The 15,856-nt window shown below is 60.1% G+C and carries 17 protein-coding genes; 8 read left to right on the top strand and 9 right to left on the bottom strand.

Annotation, left to right across the window (positions count from 1 at the left end; translation table 11 throughout):
• Window positions 1–39: 39 nt before the first annotated feature.
• From JH25_RS21415 to JH25_RS21425, 3 genes are all read right to left on the bottom strand, one after another.
• Entirely contained in the window at window positions 40–459 is a 420-nt protein-coding gene (locus JH25_RS21415) for an organic hydroperoxide resistance protein (RefSeq protein ID WP_005786430.1), read from the bottom strand.
• 167 nt (window positions 460–626) lie between these two features.
• Window positions 627–1,079 (bottom strand): MarR family winged helix-turn-helix transcriptional regulator, encoded by a 453-nt coding sequence (locus JH25_RS21420; RefSeq protein WP_005786431.1) that lies wholly within the window; start codon window positions 1,077–1,079, stop codon window positions 627–629.
• A gap of 80 nt (window positions 1,080–1,159) precedes the next feature.
• Complete coding sequence (locus JH25_RS21425) at window positions 1,160–2,110, bottom strand: LysR family transcriptional regulator (protein ID WP_032877132.1); 951 nt, start codon at window positions 2,108–2,110, stop codon at window positions 1,160–1,162.
• A 106-nt stretch (window positions 2,111–2,216) separates the two neighbouring features.
• On the opposite strand from JH25_RS21425, the gene JH25_RS21430 reads away from it, so the two are divergent.
• Window positions 2,217–2,966 carry a sulfite exporter TauE/SafE family protein gene (locus tag JH25_RS21430; RefSeq protein ID WP_032877131.1) on the top strand — a complete coding sequence of 250 codons (750 nt, stop codon included), beginning with the start codon at window positions 2,217–2,219 and terminating at the stop codon, window positions 2,964–2,966.
• On the opposite strand, the gene JH25_RS21435 is transcribed toward JH25_RS21430, so the two are convergent.
• Window positions 2,956–3,837, bottom strand: a complete 882-nt coding sequence (locus JH25_RS21435) for a LysR family transcriptional regulator (protein WP_032877130.1) — start codon at window positions 3,835–3,837, stop codon at window positions 2,956–2,958. The genes JH25_RS21430 and JH25_RS21435 overlap by 11 nt on opposite strands.
• A 70-nt stretch (window positions 3,838–3,907) precedes the next feature.
• Here JH25_RS21435 and JH25_RS21440 point away from each other — a divergent pair, with 70 nt between their 5' ends.
• Together JH25_RS21440 and JH25_RS21445 are read left to right on the top strand one after the other, a co-directional pair.
• Window positions 3,908–4,114 (top strand): DUF1127 domain-containing protein, encoded by a 207-nt coding sequence (locus tag JH25_RS21440; protein WP_032877129.1) that lies wholly within the window; start codon window positions 3,908–3,910, stop codon window positions 4,112–4,114.
• A 45-nt stretch (window positions 4,115–4,159) separates the two neighbouring features.
• The gene (locus JH25_RS21445; protein WP_032881051.1) at window positions 4,160–5,380 is read left to right on the top strand and encodes a winged helix-turn-helix domain-containing protein; all 1,221 of its coding nucleotides are present in this window, start codon (window positions 4,160–4,162) and stop codon (window positions 5,378–5,380) included.
• Here JH25_RS21445 and JH25_RS21450 read toward each other — a convergent pair.
• The gene (locus JH25_RS21450; protein WP_032877128.1) at window positions 5,370–6,716 is read right to left on the bottom strand and encodes a class II 3-deoxy-7-phosphoheptulonate synthase; all 1,347 of its coding nucleotides are present in this window, start codon (window positions 6,714–6,716) and stop codon (window positions 5,370–5,372) included. The two genes, JH25_RS21445 and JH25_RS21450, sit on opposite strands and share 11 nt — an antisense overlap.
• A 122-nt stretch (window positions 6,717–6,838) precedes the next feature.
• Between JH25_RS21450 and JH25_RS21455 the strand changes: the two genes are divergently transcribed.
• Window positions 6,839–7,594 (top strand): spermidine synthase, encoded by a 756-nt coding sequence (locus tag JH25_RS21455; protein ID WP_005786442.1) that lies wholly within the window; start codon window positions 6,839–6,841, stop codon window positions 7,592–7,594.
• 118 nt (window positions 7,595–7,712) lie between these two features.
• Here JH25_RS21455 and JH25_RS21460 read toward each other — a convergent pair whose 3' ends face one another.
• Window positions 7,713–8,504: a crotonase/enoyl-CoA hydratase family protein gene (locus JH25_RS21460; RefSeq protein ID WP_005786443.1), complete on the bottom strand. Its 792-nt coding sequence runs from the start codon at window positions 8,502–8,504 to the stop codon at window positions 7,713–7,715.
• A gap of 422 nt (window positions 8,505–8,926) precedes the next feature.
• Between JH25_RS21460 and JH25_RS21465 the strand changes: the two genes are divergently transcribed.
• The gene (locus JH25_RS21465; RefSeq protein WP_005786445.1) at window positions 8,927–10,600 is read left to right on the top strand and encodes a DEAD/DEAH box helicase; all 1,674 of its coding nucleotides are present in this window, start codon (window positions 8,927–8,929) and stop codon (window positions 10,598–10,600) included.
• An 89-nt stretch (window positions 10,601–10,689) separates the two neighbouring features.
• Here the strand turns inward: JH25_RS21465 and JH25_RS21470 are convergent, their stop codons facing one another.
• Window positions 10,690–11,457: a DODA-type extradiol aromatic ring-opening family dioxygenase gene (locus JH25_RS21470; RefSeq protein WP_032877127.1), complete on the bottom strand. Its 768-nt coding sequence runs from the start codon at window positions 11,455–11,457 to the stop codon at window positions 10,690–10,692.
• Window positions 11,458–11,561: 104 nt separating this feature from the next.
• Between JH25_RS21470 and JH25_RS21475 the strand changes: the two genes are divergently transcribed.
• Entirely contained in the window at window positions 11,562–12,218 is a 657-nt protein-coding gene (locus JH25_RS21475; protein WP_032877126.1) for a thiopurine S-methyltransferase, read from the top strand.
• 57 nt (window positions 12,219–12,275) lie between these two features.
• On the opposite strand, the gene htpX is transcribed toward JH25_RS21475, so the two are convergent.
• Both htpX and JH25_RS21485 read right to left on the bottom strand, forming a co-directional pair.
• Entirely contained in the window at window positions 12,276–13,163 is an 888-nt protein-coding gene (htpX, locus tag JH25_RS21480; protein ID WP_005786451.1) for a protease HtpX, read from the bottom strand.
• A gap of 304 nt (window positions 13,164–13,467) precedes the next feature.
• A complete protein-coding gene (locus JH25_RS21485) occupies window positions 13,468–14,679 on the bottom strand; it encodes a pyridoxal phosphate-dependent aminotransferase (protein ID WP_003189906.1) in 1,212 nt (403 codons plus the stop codon).
• 202 nt (window positions 14,680–14,881) lie between these two features.
• Here JH25_RS21485 and msrB point away from each other — a divergent pair, with 202 nt between their 5' ends.
• Window positions 14,882–15,280, top strand: coding sequence for a peptide-methionine (R)-S-oxide reductase MsrB (gene msrB, locus JH25_RS21490; protein ID WP_005786454.1), 399 nt, complete (start codon window positions 14,882–14,884; stop codon window positions 15,278–15,280).
• 74 nt (window positions 15,281–15,354) lie between these two features.
• On the top strand, window positions 15,355–15,840 hold the full coding sequence (locus JH25_RS21495; RefSeq protein WP_032877125.1) for a glutathione peroxidase: 486 nt from the start codon (window positions 15,355–15,357) through the stop codon (window positions 15,838–15,840).
• The last annotated feature ends 16 nt before the right edge of the window (window positions 15,841–15,856 follow it).

Here is a 15,856-nt window from a genome sequence, read left to right as displayed (position 1 = left end):
CCCGACCTGGTGTCGGGCTTTTTTGTGGGCGTCTGTTTATCAGACTGTTACATGCAAGCGCACATCCACGTTGCCACGGGTGGCGTTGGAATAAGGGCATACCTGGTGGGCGGCGTCGACCAGGCTTTGCGCATCCTCCTGGGCCAGGCCCGGCAGGCTGACGTGCAGGTCGATGTCCAGGCCGAAACCGCCGGGGATCTGACCGATGCCAACGTGGGCGGTGATAGAGGCGTCATCCGGGATTTTGCGTTTGGTCTGGCTGGCGACAAATTTCAGCGCCCCGATAAAGCAAGCGGAGTAGCCCGCGGCGAACAGTTGCTCCGGGTTGGTAGCCTGGCCACCAGCACCGCCCAGTTCCTTGGGGGTGGAGAGTTTGACGTCGAGGATGTTATCGCTGGAAACAGCGCGACCATCACGGCCGCCAGTGGCGGTGGCTACAGCGGTATAGAGCGTTTGCATGGGGCGTTCCTCTTTAATTGTTAGCGCTAAATATTTGCGCGCTAAGTAGTTGGTAGAGCCAATGTATAGCGCTAATGTTTTGCGCGCAAGATAAATGTTTTTGACTTGCTGAAATTTAATGTGGGAGGGCGCACCGCCCCTCCCACATTCAAGTGATTTGCTGTTTTCTAAATAGCGCTTTGCAGATTGCCGCGCAACGCGATCAGGTCGGCTTGCAGCTTGCGCAATTGCGCAAGCTGCATCCCGCTGGCGCCCAGGATGCATTGGGGCACATCCTTGGCCTTGCCCTGCAAGGCACGCCCGGCGTCGGTCAGCTCTACCACCACCACCCGCTCATCTTCGCGGCTACGGGTGCGGCTAAGCAGGCCCTCGGCTTCCAGGCGTTTGAGTAATGGCGTGAGTGAACCGGGGTCCGTCAGCAGGCGGCTGCTGATTTCGCTGACGGTCAAACCATCCTCTTCCCACAGCACCATCATGGCCAGGTACTGCGGGTAGGTCAGGCCGAGCGCCTGGAGCAAGGGTTTGTACACCTTTGTCATCAGCAACGAGGTGGAATGCAAGGCGAAGCACAGCTGATTGTCCAGCAGCAGCGATTGGCAGGGATCAGGGTTTTTACTCATTGGGGTGCCTCGTAAAAGCGTGTCTGCGCTGGAATCTAGCGGGCAAATCTTTAATGCGCCAGGTAATTTTGCCTGGCGGGTCAGATCAGGCCGCTTTGCAAGGCCAAATCCCAAGGCGGCACTGGGCTGAAGCGCGACTTGAGGTATTCAAGGAGTAATCGGCTACGGGCGTTGGGTTGTTGTTCCAGGCGCAGCGCATAAATGCCGGCGGTCTCCGGGCTGGGCAGGCCGTTTTCACAAAACAGCGGCAGCAGCTCACCCCGTACCAGGTATTCACTGGCAAGCCAGGTAGGCAAATGCGCGATGCCCAGCCCCGCCAGCGCACCGCTGAGCAGGGCCTCGGCGTTGTTGGCGCTCAGGCGGATACGCCGCGGACGATAAGTGGTGCGGCGCCCGTCGTGCTCAAAGCGCCAGGCAAACATCGGCGCCAGGCCATCCCAGTCAAGGCCGTCATGCTCGCTCAGTTCTCGAGGATGGGTCGGTGTGCCGCGGCTCTTCAAGTAGGCCGGGCTGGCACAGGCGATACGCACGATGCTCGCCAGCGGGGTAGCGATCAACCGCGTGTCTACGATATGCCCGGCGCGCAGCACCAGGTCGACCTTGCCCAGGTGTGCGCCCTGCATATCGACAAAGCTGTCGATCAGGTGCAGGTGCACGTCCAGGCCCGGGTACACGTTCAAAAAATCCGCAATCACCGGTGCCAGGTGCCGTCGACCGAATGCCGCAGGTGCATCCACCCGGATCAAGCTTTCCGGCGCGTGGCTCAGGGACACTGCTTCCGCCCGCGCCAGTTGCAACTCACTGACGATCCGCCGGGCCCGTTCGGCAAAGGCCAAACCCGCCGGTGTCGGCAGCACCGCATGGGTGCTGCGCTGGAACAACTGGCTGCCCACTGAGCTTTCCAGGCTGTCGATACGCCTAGCCACCGCGGAGGGCGTCAGCGGATGGCGCCGTGCGGCGGCGGAAAAGCTGCCGGTTTCCAATACGTCCAGAAACAGGCCCAGTTGTTCGGTGAGGGTATTGGGGTTCATTGGCTAGCGCTTGTGCGAGATTGGCATAGCCATTGTGCGTTGCTGTGCGTTTCCGCGCTAGAGCCGACTGCGTAGCATGCAAGGCTTGGGATGACGGAGTAGCGCGGTGTTGGATTTAGTGATGTACCTGATATTGGGCGCGGCCCTGGGCACGGTGGGTGGGCTGTTTGGCATTGGCGGCGGGCTGATTGCTATCCCGGTGCTGGGCGTGCTGTTCGGCCTGGATCAGCAGATCGCCCAGGGCACCGCCTTGGTCATGGTGGTGCCCAATGTGATGCTTGCCCTGTGGCGCTATCACCAGCGTAATCGCATCGAATTGCGTCACGCCTTGCCATTGGGCGTGATGGGATTCTGCTTTGCCTGGCTGGGATCTATCTGGGCGGTGGGGCTGGATGCGGGCGCAATGCGTATCGGCTTTATTGCGTTCCTGGTGGCGCTGTCGGCCTACAACCTGCTGCGCATGTTCACCCGCAACGCACCGCCCACGGCGCAGATGCGCTATTCATGGCCGTGGCTTGGGGTATTGGGCGCGGCGTCCGGCTCCATGGGCGGATTGTTCGGCGTGGGTGGCGCGGTGGTCGCCACGCCGGTACTCACCAGTGTGTTCGGCACCACCCAAGTGGTTGCCCAAGGCTTATCGTTGGCCTTGGCGCTGCCCAGCACCAGCGTGACCCTGGTCACTTATGCCTGGCACCACGAGGTGGACTGGATGATCGGCCTGCCACTGGCGGTAGGTGGCCTGCTCAGTATCAGTTGGGGTGTGAAAGTCGCGCACGCCATGCCGGAGCGCCTGTTGCGCGGCCTGTTCTGTGGTTTTTTAGTGGTGTGCGCGGTGATGCTGACCTTTAAAGTTTGAAGCCTTCAACGATGTACTCCGCCAGGCATTCCGTGATCGGCGACGTCATCTGCGGGTTGCGCAGCAAGCGCAGATTCATCGACGGCAGCGGGGGAAAGCCTTCTTCGCTGCCAAGCACTCGCAGGTCGTCGGTGATCAGGCTTTCCATGCTGACCATCGCCGCCAGGCCAGCACTGACCACCGCCTGGATCGCCGCGCCGTTGGAGCTGTGATAGGCCAGGCGATAATCCCGTCCGGCCGCATCCAGTGCGGCGCGTGCCCAATGGGTGTACAGGCAGTCATCGCCGGAAATCGCCAGTGGCAGGGCATCGTGCTCATCGGCACAGAAGCACGGTGACGCAGCCCACACCATGCGTTCAGTGCGTAACAGCTCACCGATATCATTACCAGGCTCGCGGCTGATGACGGTCAGCGCCAGGTCCCGCCGTTGCATCAATACAGACGACGCCTCGCAGTGCATCTCAAGCTGAATCAGTGGGTAAGCTTTGGAAAACTGCTTCAGGATTCCCGGCAAAAAACGCATGACGTAGTCATCCGGCGTGCCGATGCGTACCAGCCCCACCATATGTGGCTCGCGCAGGGTATTGAACACCTCGCTGTGCAGTTTCAGGATGCGCCGCGCATACCCCAGCAGCACCTGGCCTTCGGGCGTGAGCCGCACTTGTCGGCCGTCACGCTCGAACAGCTTGCGCTGCAACACATCCTCCTCCAGGCGTTTCATCTGCATGCTCACCGCCGATTGAGTGCGGTTGACCAGCTCACCGGCGCGGGTAAAGCCGCCTTGGTCAGCAATGGCCACGAAGGTGCGTAGCACGTCAGTGTCGATACTCGGGTAGCCGGACAATGGATCAATCTCCGAGATGTATTGCATAAGAAACATTCGTTGGATTGATCATAGCGGCAGGCACACACTTTCGTCATCCCTACTGGAGGGCGAGAAGATGAAAGGTCAAAAAGGTTTTGTATTACTGAATAAGTGGTGGTTTGCCGGTCTGTTTAATAGGGTTGCGCGTTGGCAGTTGTTGCATCAAGAGCGCAATATGCTGGCGACGTTGAGCGATGACGCACTCAAGGATATCGGGCTCAACCGCGCCGACGTCGAGCAGGAAAGCCATCGGCATTTCTGGGAAGACCCGCTGCGAAAGTAAGCCAGGATGCAGTAGGGTAGGGAGCGAGCTTTTATGGAGATTGCCATGCCCGCCGACCTGTCCTTTTCACTCAAGCAAGCTCGACGCATGGCGCTGGCCGCCCAGGGTTTCTCGGGGCGCCAGGCGCCTGCCCAGATAAAAGCTGCGCACCTCAACCGGCTGATCGAACGCCTGGGCGTTATACAAATCGACTCGGTCAACGCATTGGTGCGTTCCCACTACCTGCCGTTGTTCTCCCGCCTTGGCCAGTACACTCCGTTGCTCCTTGAGCAAGCAGCCTGGAGCCAGGGGCGGCGGCGTTCATTGTTCGAGTATTGGGGGCATGAGGCGTCGCTGTTGCCGATGGCGATGTACCCGCTGATGCGCTGGCGCATGGAGCGGGCCAGGCAAGGGCAGGGCATCTATGCGCAGATGGCGCGTTTTGGCCGTGAGCAGCAGGCGACTATTGGGCGTGTGTTGCACAGCGTCGAGCAACAGGGCGCCTTGGGTGCGGGCAGTTTGTCGACCCGAGAGGAGCGTGCTGGGCCCTGGTGGGATTGGAGTGATGAGAAGCACGCACTGGAATGGCTGTTCGCCGCCGGTTTGGTCACCGTCGCGGGGCGCCGAGGTTTTGAGCGACTGTATGATTTGCCGGAGCGTGTGATCCCGGGCGAGATTCTTCAAACGTCCATGAGCGAGGCTCAAGCCCAGAGCGGCTTGCTGATGCATAGCGCAACGGCGCTGGGTATCGCCACCGAAAAAGACCTGCGCGATTATTTCCGTCTCGACCCCGCGGACAGCCGCCCGCGCTTGGCCGAACTGGTCGAGGACGGGCAGTTGCTGACGTGCCAGGTGCAAGGCTTCAAGCAACCAGCGTACTGTCTGCCGGAGCCCAAAGTGCCACGCAAAGTGCCGGCGAGTGCCTTGCTGTCACCGTTCGATTCATTGATATGGGAGCGCAGCCGCACCGAGCGTTTGTTCGATTTCCGCTATCGACTGGAGATCTACACCCCGCAAGACAAGCGGGTGTATGGCTACTACGTGCTGCCGTTTTTGCACAATGAGCGGATCGCTGCGCGCGTCGACCTGCGGGCCGAGCGTGCCCACGGGCGGCTGGCGGTGCATGCAGTGCACGAAGAAGAATCGGGGCTGGATGACGAAGGCATGTTGGCGCTGGCCGTCAACCTGCGGCGAATGGCCGCCTGGCTGGGGCTGGAGCAGGTCCAGCTCAATTGCCAGCGACCCGATGCCGCCCGATTAAGGGCGGCGATGTTGATCAGCGTTTGACCTGTTTCAAGGTCTCAGCAATCAGAAACGCCAGCTCCAGCGACTGATCGGCATTCATCCGTGGGTCGCAATGGGTGTGATAGCGGTCCGACAGCCCGTCTTCGGTAATCGGCCGTGCGCCGCCGATGCATTCGGTGACGTTCTGCCCGGTCATCTCGATATGAATACCGCCGGCGTAGCTGCCTTCGGCGTGGTGCACCTGAAAGAACTCCTTCACTTCGCCGAGGATTTGCGCAAAGTCGCGGGTCTTGTAGCCGCTGCTGGCCTTGATGGTGTTGCCGTGCATCGGATCGGAGCTCCACAGCACCTGCTTGCCCTCGCGCTGTACGGCGCGGATCAGGTTGGGCAAGTGGTCGCCGACTTTGCCTGCGCCCATGCGCGCAATCAGGTTGAGGCGACCAGGGTCATTGTTCGGGTTAAGGATATCAATCAGGCGGATCAGATCGTCCGGGTTCATGCTCGGCCCGACTTTCACGCCGATCGGGTTGTTCACCCCGCGCAGGAATTCGACGTGGGCGCCGTCCAACTGGCGTGTACGGTCGCCGATCCACAGCATATGGGCCGAGCAGTCGTAGTAGTCGTTGGTCAGGCTGTCGCGACGCACGAAGGCTTGTTCATAGTTGAGCAGCAACGCTTCGTGGGCGGTGAAGAAGCTGGTTTCGCGCAATTGCGGCGAGCTGTCCATGCCACAGGCGCGCATGAAGGCCAGGGTCTCGTCGATGCGGTCGGCCAGTTGGCTGTACTTCTCGGCCAGGGCTGAGTTGGCGATAAAGTCCAGGTTCCACTTGTGCACCTGGTGCAGGTCGGCGAACCCCCCTTGGGCAAACGCGCGTAGCAGGTTGAGGGTGGCGGTGGACTGGTGGTAGGACTGCAACAGGCGGTCCGGGTCCGGCACACGGCTTTTTTCATCGAAGCCGATGCCGTTGACGATGTCGCCACGGTAGGCAGGCAGGGTGATACCGTCGATGGTCTCATCGTTGGACGAGCGCGGTTTGGCAAACTGGCCGGCCATGCGTCCGACTTTCACCACCGGGCAACCGGCAGCGAAGGTCATGACAATCGCCATCTGCAGCAGCACCTTGAAGGTGTCGCGGATTTTTGCCGCGGAGAACTCGGCAAAACTCTCGGCACAATCGCCACCTTGCAGGAGGAAGGCGCGGCCTTGGGTCACTTCGGCAAACTGGCGACGCAACTCACGGGCTTCCCCGGCAAACACCAGCGGCGGGTAGCTGGCCAGGTTCTGCTCCACCTGCAACAGGTGTGCAGCGTCCGGATACTGGGGTTGTTGCTGGATTGGCAGGGCGCGCCAGCTGTCGGGGCTCCAAGGTTGGCTCATCATGAACTCGATTGGGTGATTGACGGATAACGCTGATGTTATCAGCAATTAGTGCGTGACCTGTTGCTGCCGGTTGGCCGACAATCGCGCCTTTGCCAAGCGGTAACCCCTTAGGAGTAGTGATGACCGAGGAGCGTGTCGAGCGCCTGCTGGCCGAAGTCCATGATGATTTCGGCATGATCCGTGTGCTCGAAGTAGCCGATTACCGCTTTCTCGAATTCGGCGACGCCATCGAGCAAAGCTGCGTGTTCACCGCCGACCCTAGCTGGTTGGAGTATGACTATACCCGGGCCATGTTGATCGGTGCGCTGTGCCATGAGCAGCCGGAGAGCGCGTTGTTCCTCGGTTTGGGCGCGGGCACGTTGACCCAGGCATGCCTCAGGTTTCTGCCTTTGGAAGACGTCGAGGCCATTGAACTGCGCCCTGATGTACCGCGCCTGGCCATCGAATACCTGGGGCTCGATGACGACCCGCGCTTGTACATTCGAGTGGGGGACGCCCTGCAATTGCTCGATACCGCTGAATCGGCCGACCTGATCTTCGTCGACCTCTACACCGATGTCGGCCCCGGTGTGGGGCATCTGGCCTGGACCTTTCTGGAAAGCTGCCAGAAGAAACTCAACCCCGGCGGCTGGCTGGTGATCAACCAGTGGGCCACCGATGATGGTAAACCGCTGGGCGCGGCATTGCTGCGTGGGTTGTATCACCGACACTACTGGGAGCTGCCGGTGAAGGAGGGCAATGTGATTCTGCTGGTGCCTTCCGAGCTGGATCAGGAACTGGACCTCGATGCCCTGTCAGCCCGCGCCGAAGCCTTGGCGCCGCGATTGGGGTACTCGTTGCAGCCGTTGATCAAGGCTATTCGGCCGGCAACCTAGTTGTCTGTTCCGGCGCGATCGGGAGCAAGCCCCCTCCCACATTCGACCGCATTTCAGATCCGTTTACACGTACACATGTGGGAGGGGGCTTGCCCCCGATGGCGACGGTATTGCCAACTCAAATCCCCTTAAACACCCCCGGTCGCTTCTCGATCATCGCCCGCACACCTTCCTTGGCATCCTCGCTGTTGAGCAATTTATCCACCATGGGTGGCAGGGCGGCGGCTGCGACAGCTTCGCCTTCCATACGCGCCAGACGCGCCGACATCAACGTCGCCTGCACGCCAAGCGGCGCCTGACGAGCAATGCGGTTGGCCAGTTCGATGGCGCGGGGCAACAGGTCTTCACTGGCCATTACTTCCTGTACCAGGCCCAGGCGCAGGGCTTCATGGGCGTCGAACTCGTCTCCGGTAAGCAGCCAGCGCATCGCATTGCCCCAGCCCGCGATCTGGTGCAAGCGCATTGTCGCGCCGCCAAACGGAAAGATCCCACGTTGCACTTCCATCTGTGCAAAGCGTGTATTGCTGGCGCAGAGGTTGATATCCGCCGCCAGCATCAACTCGATACCAATGGTCAGGCAGTAGCCCTGGGCCGCGACGATCACCGGTTTGCTGACCCTGGGCCCTGCGAATACGCCCCAGGGATCGCACCCGCCCAGCGGCGGTTGCCAGCCGCCCGCCATCACGCCGCTGACATTGGCCAAGTCCAGCCCCGCCGTGAAGTGATCGCCGTGGGCAAATACCACGGCCACCCGGGCGTCATCGTTTCGATCAAATTCGCCATAGGCCAGGCTCAGTTCATTGAGTAAATCCAGATCGAAGGCATTGCGTTTGGCCACGCGGTCCAGGCCCAGCAACAGAACATGGCCCTCAAGTGCACGGCTGACGCGGCTACTGCTGGCTTGTTTCATCGGGTGTGCCCTCGGGCGCGGGTAGGGTTTCAGACCGAAGGGCCTGAGTGGGTGGGTGAACCGTTTAAGCTTGATGACCAGCAGGGCCGGGCCTTTGAAAAATAGACCCTGGCGCACAGATCTGCAAAGCCCGCGACGCAGCGCGGTTTATCAGTGCGCTGCGATAAAAAAAGCTCCCTTTTTCAGCTATTTCCGGTATAGTGCGCGCCGGCCTTTAACCGGGCCGCGTTTAGGTAGCGCAATTCCCCGAAGTCAGCTTCGGCTGCACGTCCGCACAGCGGACTCTCCCTTGACGAATCTTTTTCATTCATTCGTTTTCGCAAATCCCCGCCGACAAAGCAGCCAGGGCGACTCTTGAGTCTCAACACGGCACGCGCAGCTTTGGAGCATGGGTCTTTGCGGATGCACTTAGAGGCAGACCCATGACCCAGGAAACCGGCGGCTTCGCCGCTTTTAATCTTAACCCGAACATTCTCGCCGCTGTCATCGCGACTGGCTACGAAGAACCTTCGGCTATTCAGCAGCAATCGATCCCGATCATCATGGCCGGCCAGGACATGATTGGCCAGGCGCAAACCGGTACCGGTAAAACCGCCGCGTTCGCCCTGCCTATTTTGCATTGCATCGATCCTGCCAAGCGCGAGCCGCAAGCCCTGATCCTGGCGCCAACCCGAGAGTTGGCGCTGCAAGTAGCAACCGCTTTTGAAACCTACGCCAAGCAAATGCCAGGCGTAACCGTTGTGGCCGTTTACGGCGGCGCGCCGATGGGCCCACAACTCAAGGCTATCCGTAACGGCGCACAGATCGTTGTCGCCACCCCGGGCCGTCTGTGCGACCACCTGCGTCGTGACGAGAAAGTCCTGTCGACCGTGAACCACCTGGTTCTGGACGAAGCTGACGAAATGTTGAAGCTGGGCTTTATGGATGACCTGGAAGTCATCTTCAAGGCACTGCCACCGACCCGTCAGACCGTATTGTTCTCGGCTACCCTGCCGCAGTCGATCCGTGCCATTGCCGAACGCCACCTGCGCGATCCGCAACACGTGAAGATCCAGACCAAGACCCAGACCGTTACCGCGATCGAACAGGCTCACCTGTTGGTTCACGCTGACCAGAAGACCTCGGCTGTATTGAGCCTGCTGGAAGTCGAAGACTTCGACGCCCTGATCATGTTCGTGCGCACCAAGCAAGCGACCCTGGACCTGGCCAGTGCCCTGGAAGCCAAAGGCTACAAAGCCGCTGCGCTGAACGGTGACATCGCCCAGAACCAACGTGAGCGCGTGATCGACTCCCTCAAGGATGGCCGTCTGGACATCGTTGTGGCGACCGACGTTGCTGCCCGTGGCCTCGACGTTCCACGTATCACCCACGTGTTCAACGTTGACATGCCGTACGATCCAGAGTCCTACGTTCACCGTATCGGCCGTACCGGCCGTGCGGGTCGCGAAGGTCGTGCACTGCTGCTGGTGACTCCGCGCGAGCGCCGCATGCTGCAAGTGATCGAGCGTGTCACCGGTCAGAAAGTTGCCGAAGTACGCCTGCCGGATGCCCAGGCCGTTCTTGATGCTCGCATCAAGAAATTGACCAACAGCCTGGCGCCATTGGTGGCTGACGCTGAATCGACCCACGGCGACCTGCTGGACCGCCTGACCGCCGATATCGGTTGCACCCCGCGTGCCCTGGCTGCAGCCCTGCTGCGCAAAGCGACCAATGGTCAAGCCCTGACCCTGGCTGCCATCGAGAAAGAGCGCCCACTGGTACCGAACAACGCCCCGCGCGGTGATCGTCCAGAGCGTTCCGGCGACCGTCCAGAACGTGGCGATCGTGAGCGTCGTGCTCCGGTTCCATTGGCTGAAGGTCGTGCTCGTTGCCGTACCGCGCTGGGTGCGCGTGACGGTATCGCTGCCAAGAACCTGCTGGGCGCTATCCTCAACGAGGGTGGCCTGGCGCGTGAAGCCATCGGTCGCATCCAGGTACGTGACAGCTTCTCCCTCGTGGAGCTGCCGGAGGATGGCCTGGAAAAACTGCTGGCCAAGCTCAAAGACACTCGCGTTGCCGGTAAGCAGCTCAAACTGCGTCGCTACCGCGAAGATTGATCCGCCTCTGGGCTGATTGATCGCACATAAAAAATCCCCGACTGGTTCGGGGATTTTTTTTGCCTGGGATTTCAGGCTGTGCATCTGCGTTAGCCAAAGCGGTAGATGTCCATGCCCAAGGCGCCGAGGGTGAAGCCCTGATGTGCCACGCTGAAATCACCTCCGGCACCCCGCGCAAAGTACAGCGGCAACAAATGCTCGTCGCTGGGGTGGCTGCGCACTGCATGGGGCGCCAGGAGGCGATAGTCATGCAAGGCTGTTTCGTCACCGGCAGCGAGTTTTTCGACCACCCAGTCGCGAAAGGCTAGCGCCCATGGCGTGATGGTTTCCGGCCCGGCGCGCCAGTCCAGCTCACCGAGATTATGGGTGATGCTGCCGGAGCCGATCAGTAGCACACCTTGATCGCGCAGGCTGCAGAGGGCGTGTCCAACCCGGGTTTGAAAAGCCGGGCCCATGCGGCTTGGCAGGGAGACTTGCACCACCGGAATATCCGCCGCCGGGTACATCAGCGACAGGGGCACCCATGTACCATGGTCGAAGGGCCGTTGGTTGTCGACGCGTGCAGTCAGGCCGTCAGCCTGCAATAACTCGACAATTTCATTTGCCAGCTGTGGATCACCCGGCGCAGGGTATTGCACCGCAAACAGTTCGCGAGGGAAGCCGCCGAAGTCGTGCCAGGTTTCGGGCGCGGCGCTGCCACTCACCAGTAACTCGTGGCTTTCCCAATGCGCCGATACCACCACAATCGCCTTGGGCCGTGGCAACGCGGCTGCCAGGGCCTGCAGCGCCGGGCCGCTGGCACCGGGTTGCAGGGCCAGCATCGGGGAGCCATGGGAGATAAACAGGCTGGGGAGCATAAGAGGGGTCCTGAAGAATAATATGGCGCTATCTTCATTCAGATCATTAATCGAGATCTAATATAAGATTTAGTGTCTTTTGATCGATTTTTTCAAGGTGATGCATGGACGCAAAAATTTGGCAGGAACGCTGGGCAACCAATCAGATCGGTTTTCATCAGTCCGACGTTAATCCTTACTTGCAGCGGCATTGGTCAACGTTGGGCCTGGCTGATGGTGCCAGGGTTTTCGTGCCTTTGTGTGGCAAGAGCCTGGACATGAAGTGGTTGGCGGATCGCGGGCATCGCGTGATGGGTGTGGAGGTGTCTGATCAAGCCGTTGAGGCGTTCTTCAGCGAGCAGGGGCTTACGCCGCAGATCGATCAGAGAGGCGTGTTCAAGGTGTATCAGGCGGGTCTGGTCGAAGTGTGGTGCGGTGACTTCTTCGCCCTTGACTCAAGTGCAGTGGCTGATTGCACAGCGCTGTATGACCGTGCGGCACTGATCGCCTTGCCGCAGCCAATGCGCTCGCGATACACCGAGCATCTCGATACCCTGCTGACCCCCGTCTGTGAGGGGTTGTTGATCACTGTCGACTACGACCAGGCACAAAGGGCTGGCCCGCCTTTCGCCGTCCCGGATGAGGAAGTGCAGTCGTTGCTGGGCCCGCACTGGAATGTGGTCACGCTGCAAGAGCGGGACATTTTGAGTGAAAGCAGCAAATTCAAGGCGGACGGCGTTACTCGGCTTGATGAGCGTGTTTATCGGCTGACCAGGCGGTAAATCACGTCCACGAAAAAGGGGCGATTCAATCGCCCCTTTTTTGTCTTGCCTGGGTTATCAGCCCCGACGACGCAGTGCGTCGATCCGCTCTTCCAGCGGCGGGTGGCTCATGAACAGGCGAGCCATGCCCTGTTTGATGCCACCGTTGATGCCAAAGGCCGTCAGGCTGTCCGGCATATGCACCGGCAGGCCCTGTTCGGAGCGCAAGCGTTGCAGCGCGCCGATCATTGCGCTGGTGCCCGCCAGGCGTGCGCCGGCTTCATCTGCGCGGAACTCGCGTTTGCGCGAGAACCACATGGTGATCGCGCTGGCCAGGAAGCCCAGCACCAACTCGGCGAAGATGGTCGCCACGAAGTAGGCAATGCCGCGACCTTCTTCGTTCTTGAAGATGACCTTGTCGACAAAGTTGCCGATGATCCGCGCAAAGAACATCACGAAGGTGTTCACTACGCCCTGTACCAGCGCGAGGGTGACCATGTCGCCGTTGGCCACGTGACCGATCTCGTGGGCCAGCACCGCCTTGACTTCATCGGGCGAAAAACGCTCCAGCAAGCCCTGGCTTACGGCCACCAGCGCGTCGTTCTTGTTCCAGCCGGTAGCGAAGGCGTTGGCCTCATAGGCAGGGAAAATCCCCACTTCGGGCATTTTGATGCCTGCTTCTTGAGATAGCTGCTCCACGGTTTGCATCAGCCATTGTTCATGGCGAGTGCGAGGTTGAGTGATGACCTGGGTGCTGGTACTCATCTTCGCCATCCACTTGGAGATGAACAGCGAAAACAGCGAGCCGGCAAAACCAAAGACCGCACAGAAAACCAACAGCTGATTGAGGTTCAGGTCAACCCCGTTGGCCGCCATGAACCCGTTGAAGCCGAACAGGCTCAGGGTGATGCTGGCAATCAGCACGACCGCCAGGTTAGTGGCCAAGAACAGCAGGATGCGCATCATGGTTGTAGGGTTCTCCTCATGCTTAATATGTCGCGTACTGCGGGGTATATAAGGTGCCGCATGGGGTGATTCAACCGAGCGACTATTTCAAACTGTGTCCTACAGCGTGAACGTAAGGCCCTGAAGGGATTTTCCGACCTGTATTGTCGGCCATGACCGGCGTGAGTTTGCCTTGCCGCCCCGTGATTACAGGGGGCACGCCTCAGGCAGGGGCTGAGTGAACTACCACCGCGCGTAAGCGAGAAAGAAGTGTTGCCAGATAATCGCTGTACGACCCAATGTGAGTCGTACAGCGTCAATTTCCTTACTGGCGATAGGACTTCAGGAAGTTGCCGATGCGACCGATGGCCATTTCCAGGTCATCCACACGTGGCAAAGTCACCACGCGGAAGTGATCCGGCCATGGCCAGTTGAACGCAGTGCCCTGGACCACCAGCAGCTTTTCCGACAGTAGCAGGTCGAGCACGAACTTCTCGTCGTTGAGAATCGGGCAGACTTTCGGGTCGATCCGCGGGAACGCATACAACGCGCCCATAGGCTTCACACAGCTCACACCGGGGATCGCGTTGAGCAACTCCCAGGTGCGGTTGCGCTGCTCCAGCAGGCGACCCTGGGGCAAGATCAGGTCATTGATGCTCTGGTAGCCGCCGAGGGCGGTCTGGATGGCGTGCTGGCTCGGCACGTTGGCACACAGGCGCATGTTGGCCAGCATGTCGATGCCTTCGATGTAGCTCTGGGCATTATGCTTGGGGCCGGAAATGGCGATCCATCCGGAGCGGAAGCCCGCCACGCGATACGACTTGGACAGGCCGTTGAAGGTCAGGCATAGCAGGTCCGGAGCCAGGGAGGCGGTGCATATGTGAACGGCGTCATCGTAGAGGATCTTGTCGTAGATCTCGTCGGAGAACACTACCAGGTTGTGCTGGCGTGCCAGTTCAAGCATGCCCAGCAGCACTTCCTTGGAGTACACGGCGCCGGTAGGGTTGTTCGGATTGATGATCACCAGCGCCTTGGTGTTGGGGGTGATCTTGGCCTTGATGTCGGCCAGGTCCGGAAACCAGTCGGCGCCTTCATCACACAGGTAATGCACCGGATGGCCGCCAGCCAGGGTCACGGCAGCGGTCCAGAGCGGATAGTCCGGTGCCGGCACCAGCACTTCATCGCCATTGTTGAGCAGCGCCTGCATCGACATCACGATCAGCTCGGACACGCCGTTGCCCAGGTAGATGTCCTCGATGCCGACACCTTCGACCTGCTTCTGCTGGTAGTACTGCATTACCGCCTTGCGTGCACTGAACAGGCCCTTGGAGTCGCTGTAGCCTTGGGCGGTCGGCAGGTTGCGGATCACGTCCTGGAGGATTTCGTCCGGCGCTTCGAAACCAAACGGCGCCGGGTTGCCAATGTTCAACTTGAGGATGCGATGGCCTTCCTCTTCCAGGCGCTTGGCGTGCTTGAGCACTGGGCCGCGAATGTCGTAGCAGACGTTGGCGAGCTTGTTCGATTTGCTGACCTGCATGGCGATGTGATCCTGAAAATGAACGATTCAGACGGCGTAGACACTACCGTAGGGTGAATCCTGCGCGGTTCGCCCCCATAAATACGTTTGAATGCCGATGGCGCGGGTGCCAGACTGGCGTTTTGAAGAGGCGCAATCATACGTGCCGCCTGATCCATGGAAAAGACACAGATCAGGGTTTTTCAGTTGCCGAGGTGTACCGATGGAAAAGTTGCAGAAAACCGTTGATGAGTGGAAGGCCATGCTCGACCCTGAGCAGTACAACGTGTGCCGCCTCAAGGGCACCGAGCGGCCTTTCAGCGGCAAGTACAACGGCACCAGGACCGACGGCGTGTATCACTGCATCTGCTGTAATGAGCCGCTGTTCGATTCGACCACCAAGTTTGATTCCGGCTGCGGCTGGCCGAGCTTCTACGCGCCGATTGCCGACAGCGCGATGATCGAAATTCGTGACGTCAGCCACGGCATGATTCGTACCGAAGTCACCTGCGCCAAGTGCGACGCACACCTGGGGCATGTGTTCCCGGACGGGCCGCCGCCGACGGGCCTGCGCTACTGCATCAACTCGGTGTGCCTGGACCTGGTGCCGCGCTCGGCTTGAAGCGATAAACAGGCCCGAATGCCAGTCGGTCAAGCGTACGCGTATCACTTCTTCCCCTGAATTGAGGCATTGCCATGAGCGACTCCCTGCTGAGCATCCCTTGCACCACCATCAAGGGTGAGCAAAAGACCCTGGCCGATTTCGCCGGCAAGGCCATTTTGGTGGTCAACACCGCCAGCAAATGTGGCTTCACCCCCCAGTACAAGGGCCTGGAGCAACTTTGGCAGCGCTACAAGGACCAGGGGCTGGTGGTGCTGGGGTTTCCCTGCAACCAGTTCGGCAAGCAGGAACCGGGTAACGAAGGCGCGATAGTCGAGTTCTGCGAGCTGAACTTCGGTGTCAGTTTTCCGCTGTTCAAGAAGGTCGACGTCAATGGCAGCGATGCCCACCCATTGTTCGTACAGTTGAAAAAGCAGGCCCCGGGGCTGCTGGGCTCCAAGAATATCAAGTGGAACTTCACCAAGTTCCTCATCGGCCCCGACGGCAAGCAGGTCAAGCGATTTGCGCCAACGACCAAGCCACAGGACCTGAGCCAGGAGATCGAAGCCTTGCTCAAATGACCACGATAGTGCGGGC

Source organism: Pseudomonas sp. BRG-100 (assembly GCF_000737955.1).
GTDB lineage: Bacteria > Pseudomonadota > Gammaproteobacteria > Pseudomonadales > Pseudomonadaceae > Aquipseudomonas > Aquipseudomonas synxantha_A.
Note: the sequence above shows the minus strand (reverse complement) of the source record. Positions and strands in the feature narration are given on the sequence as shown.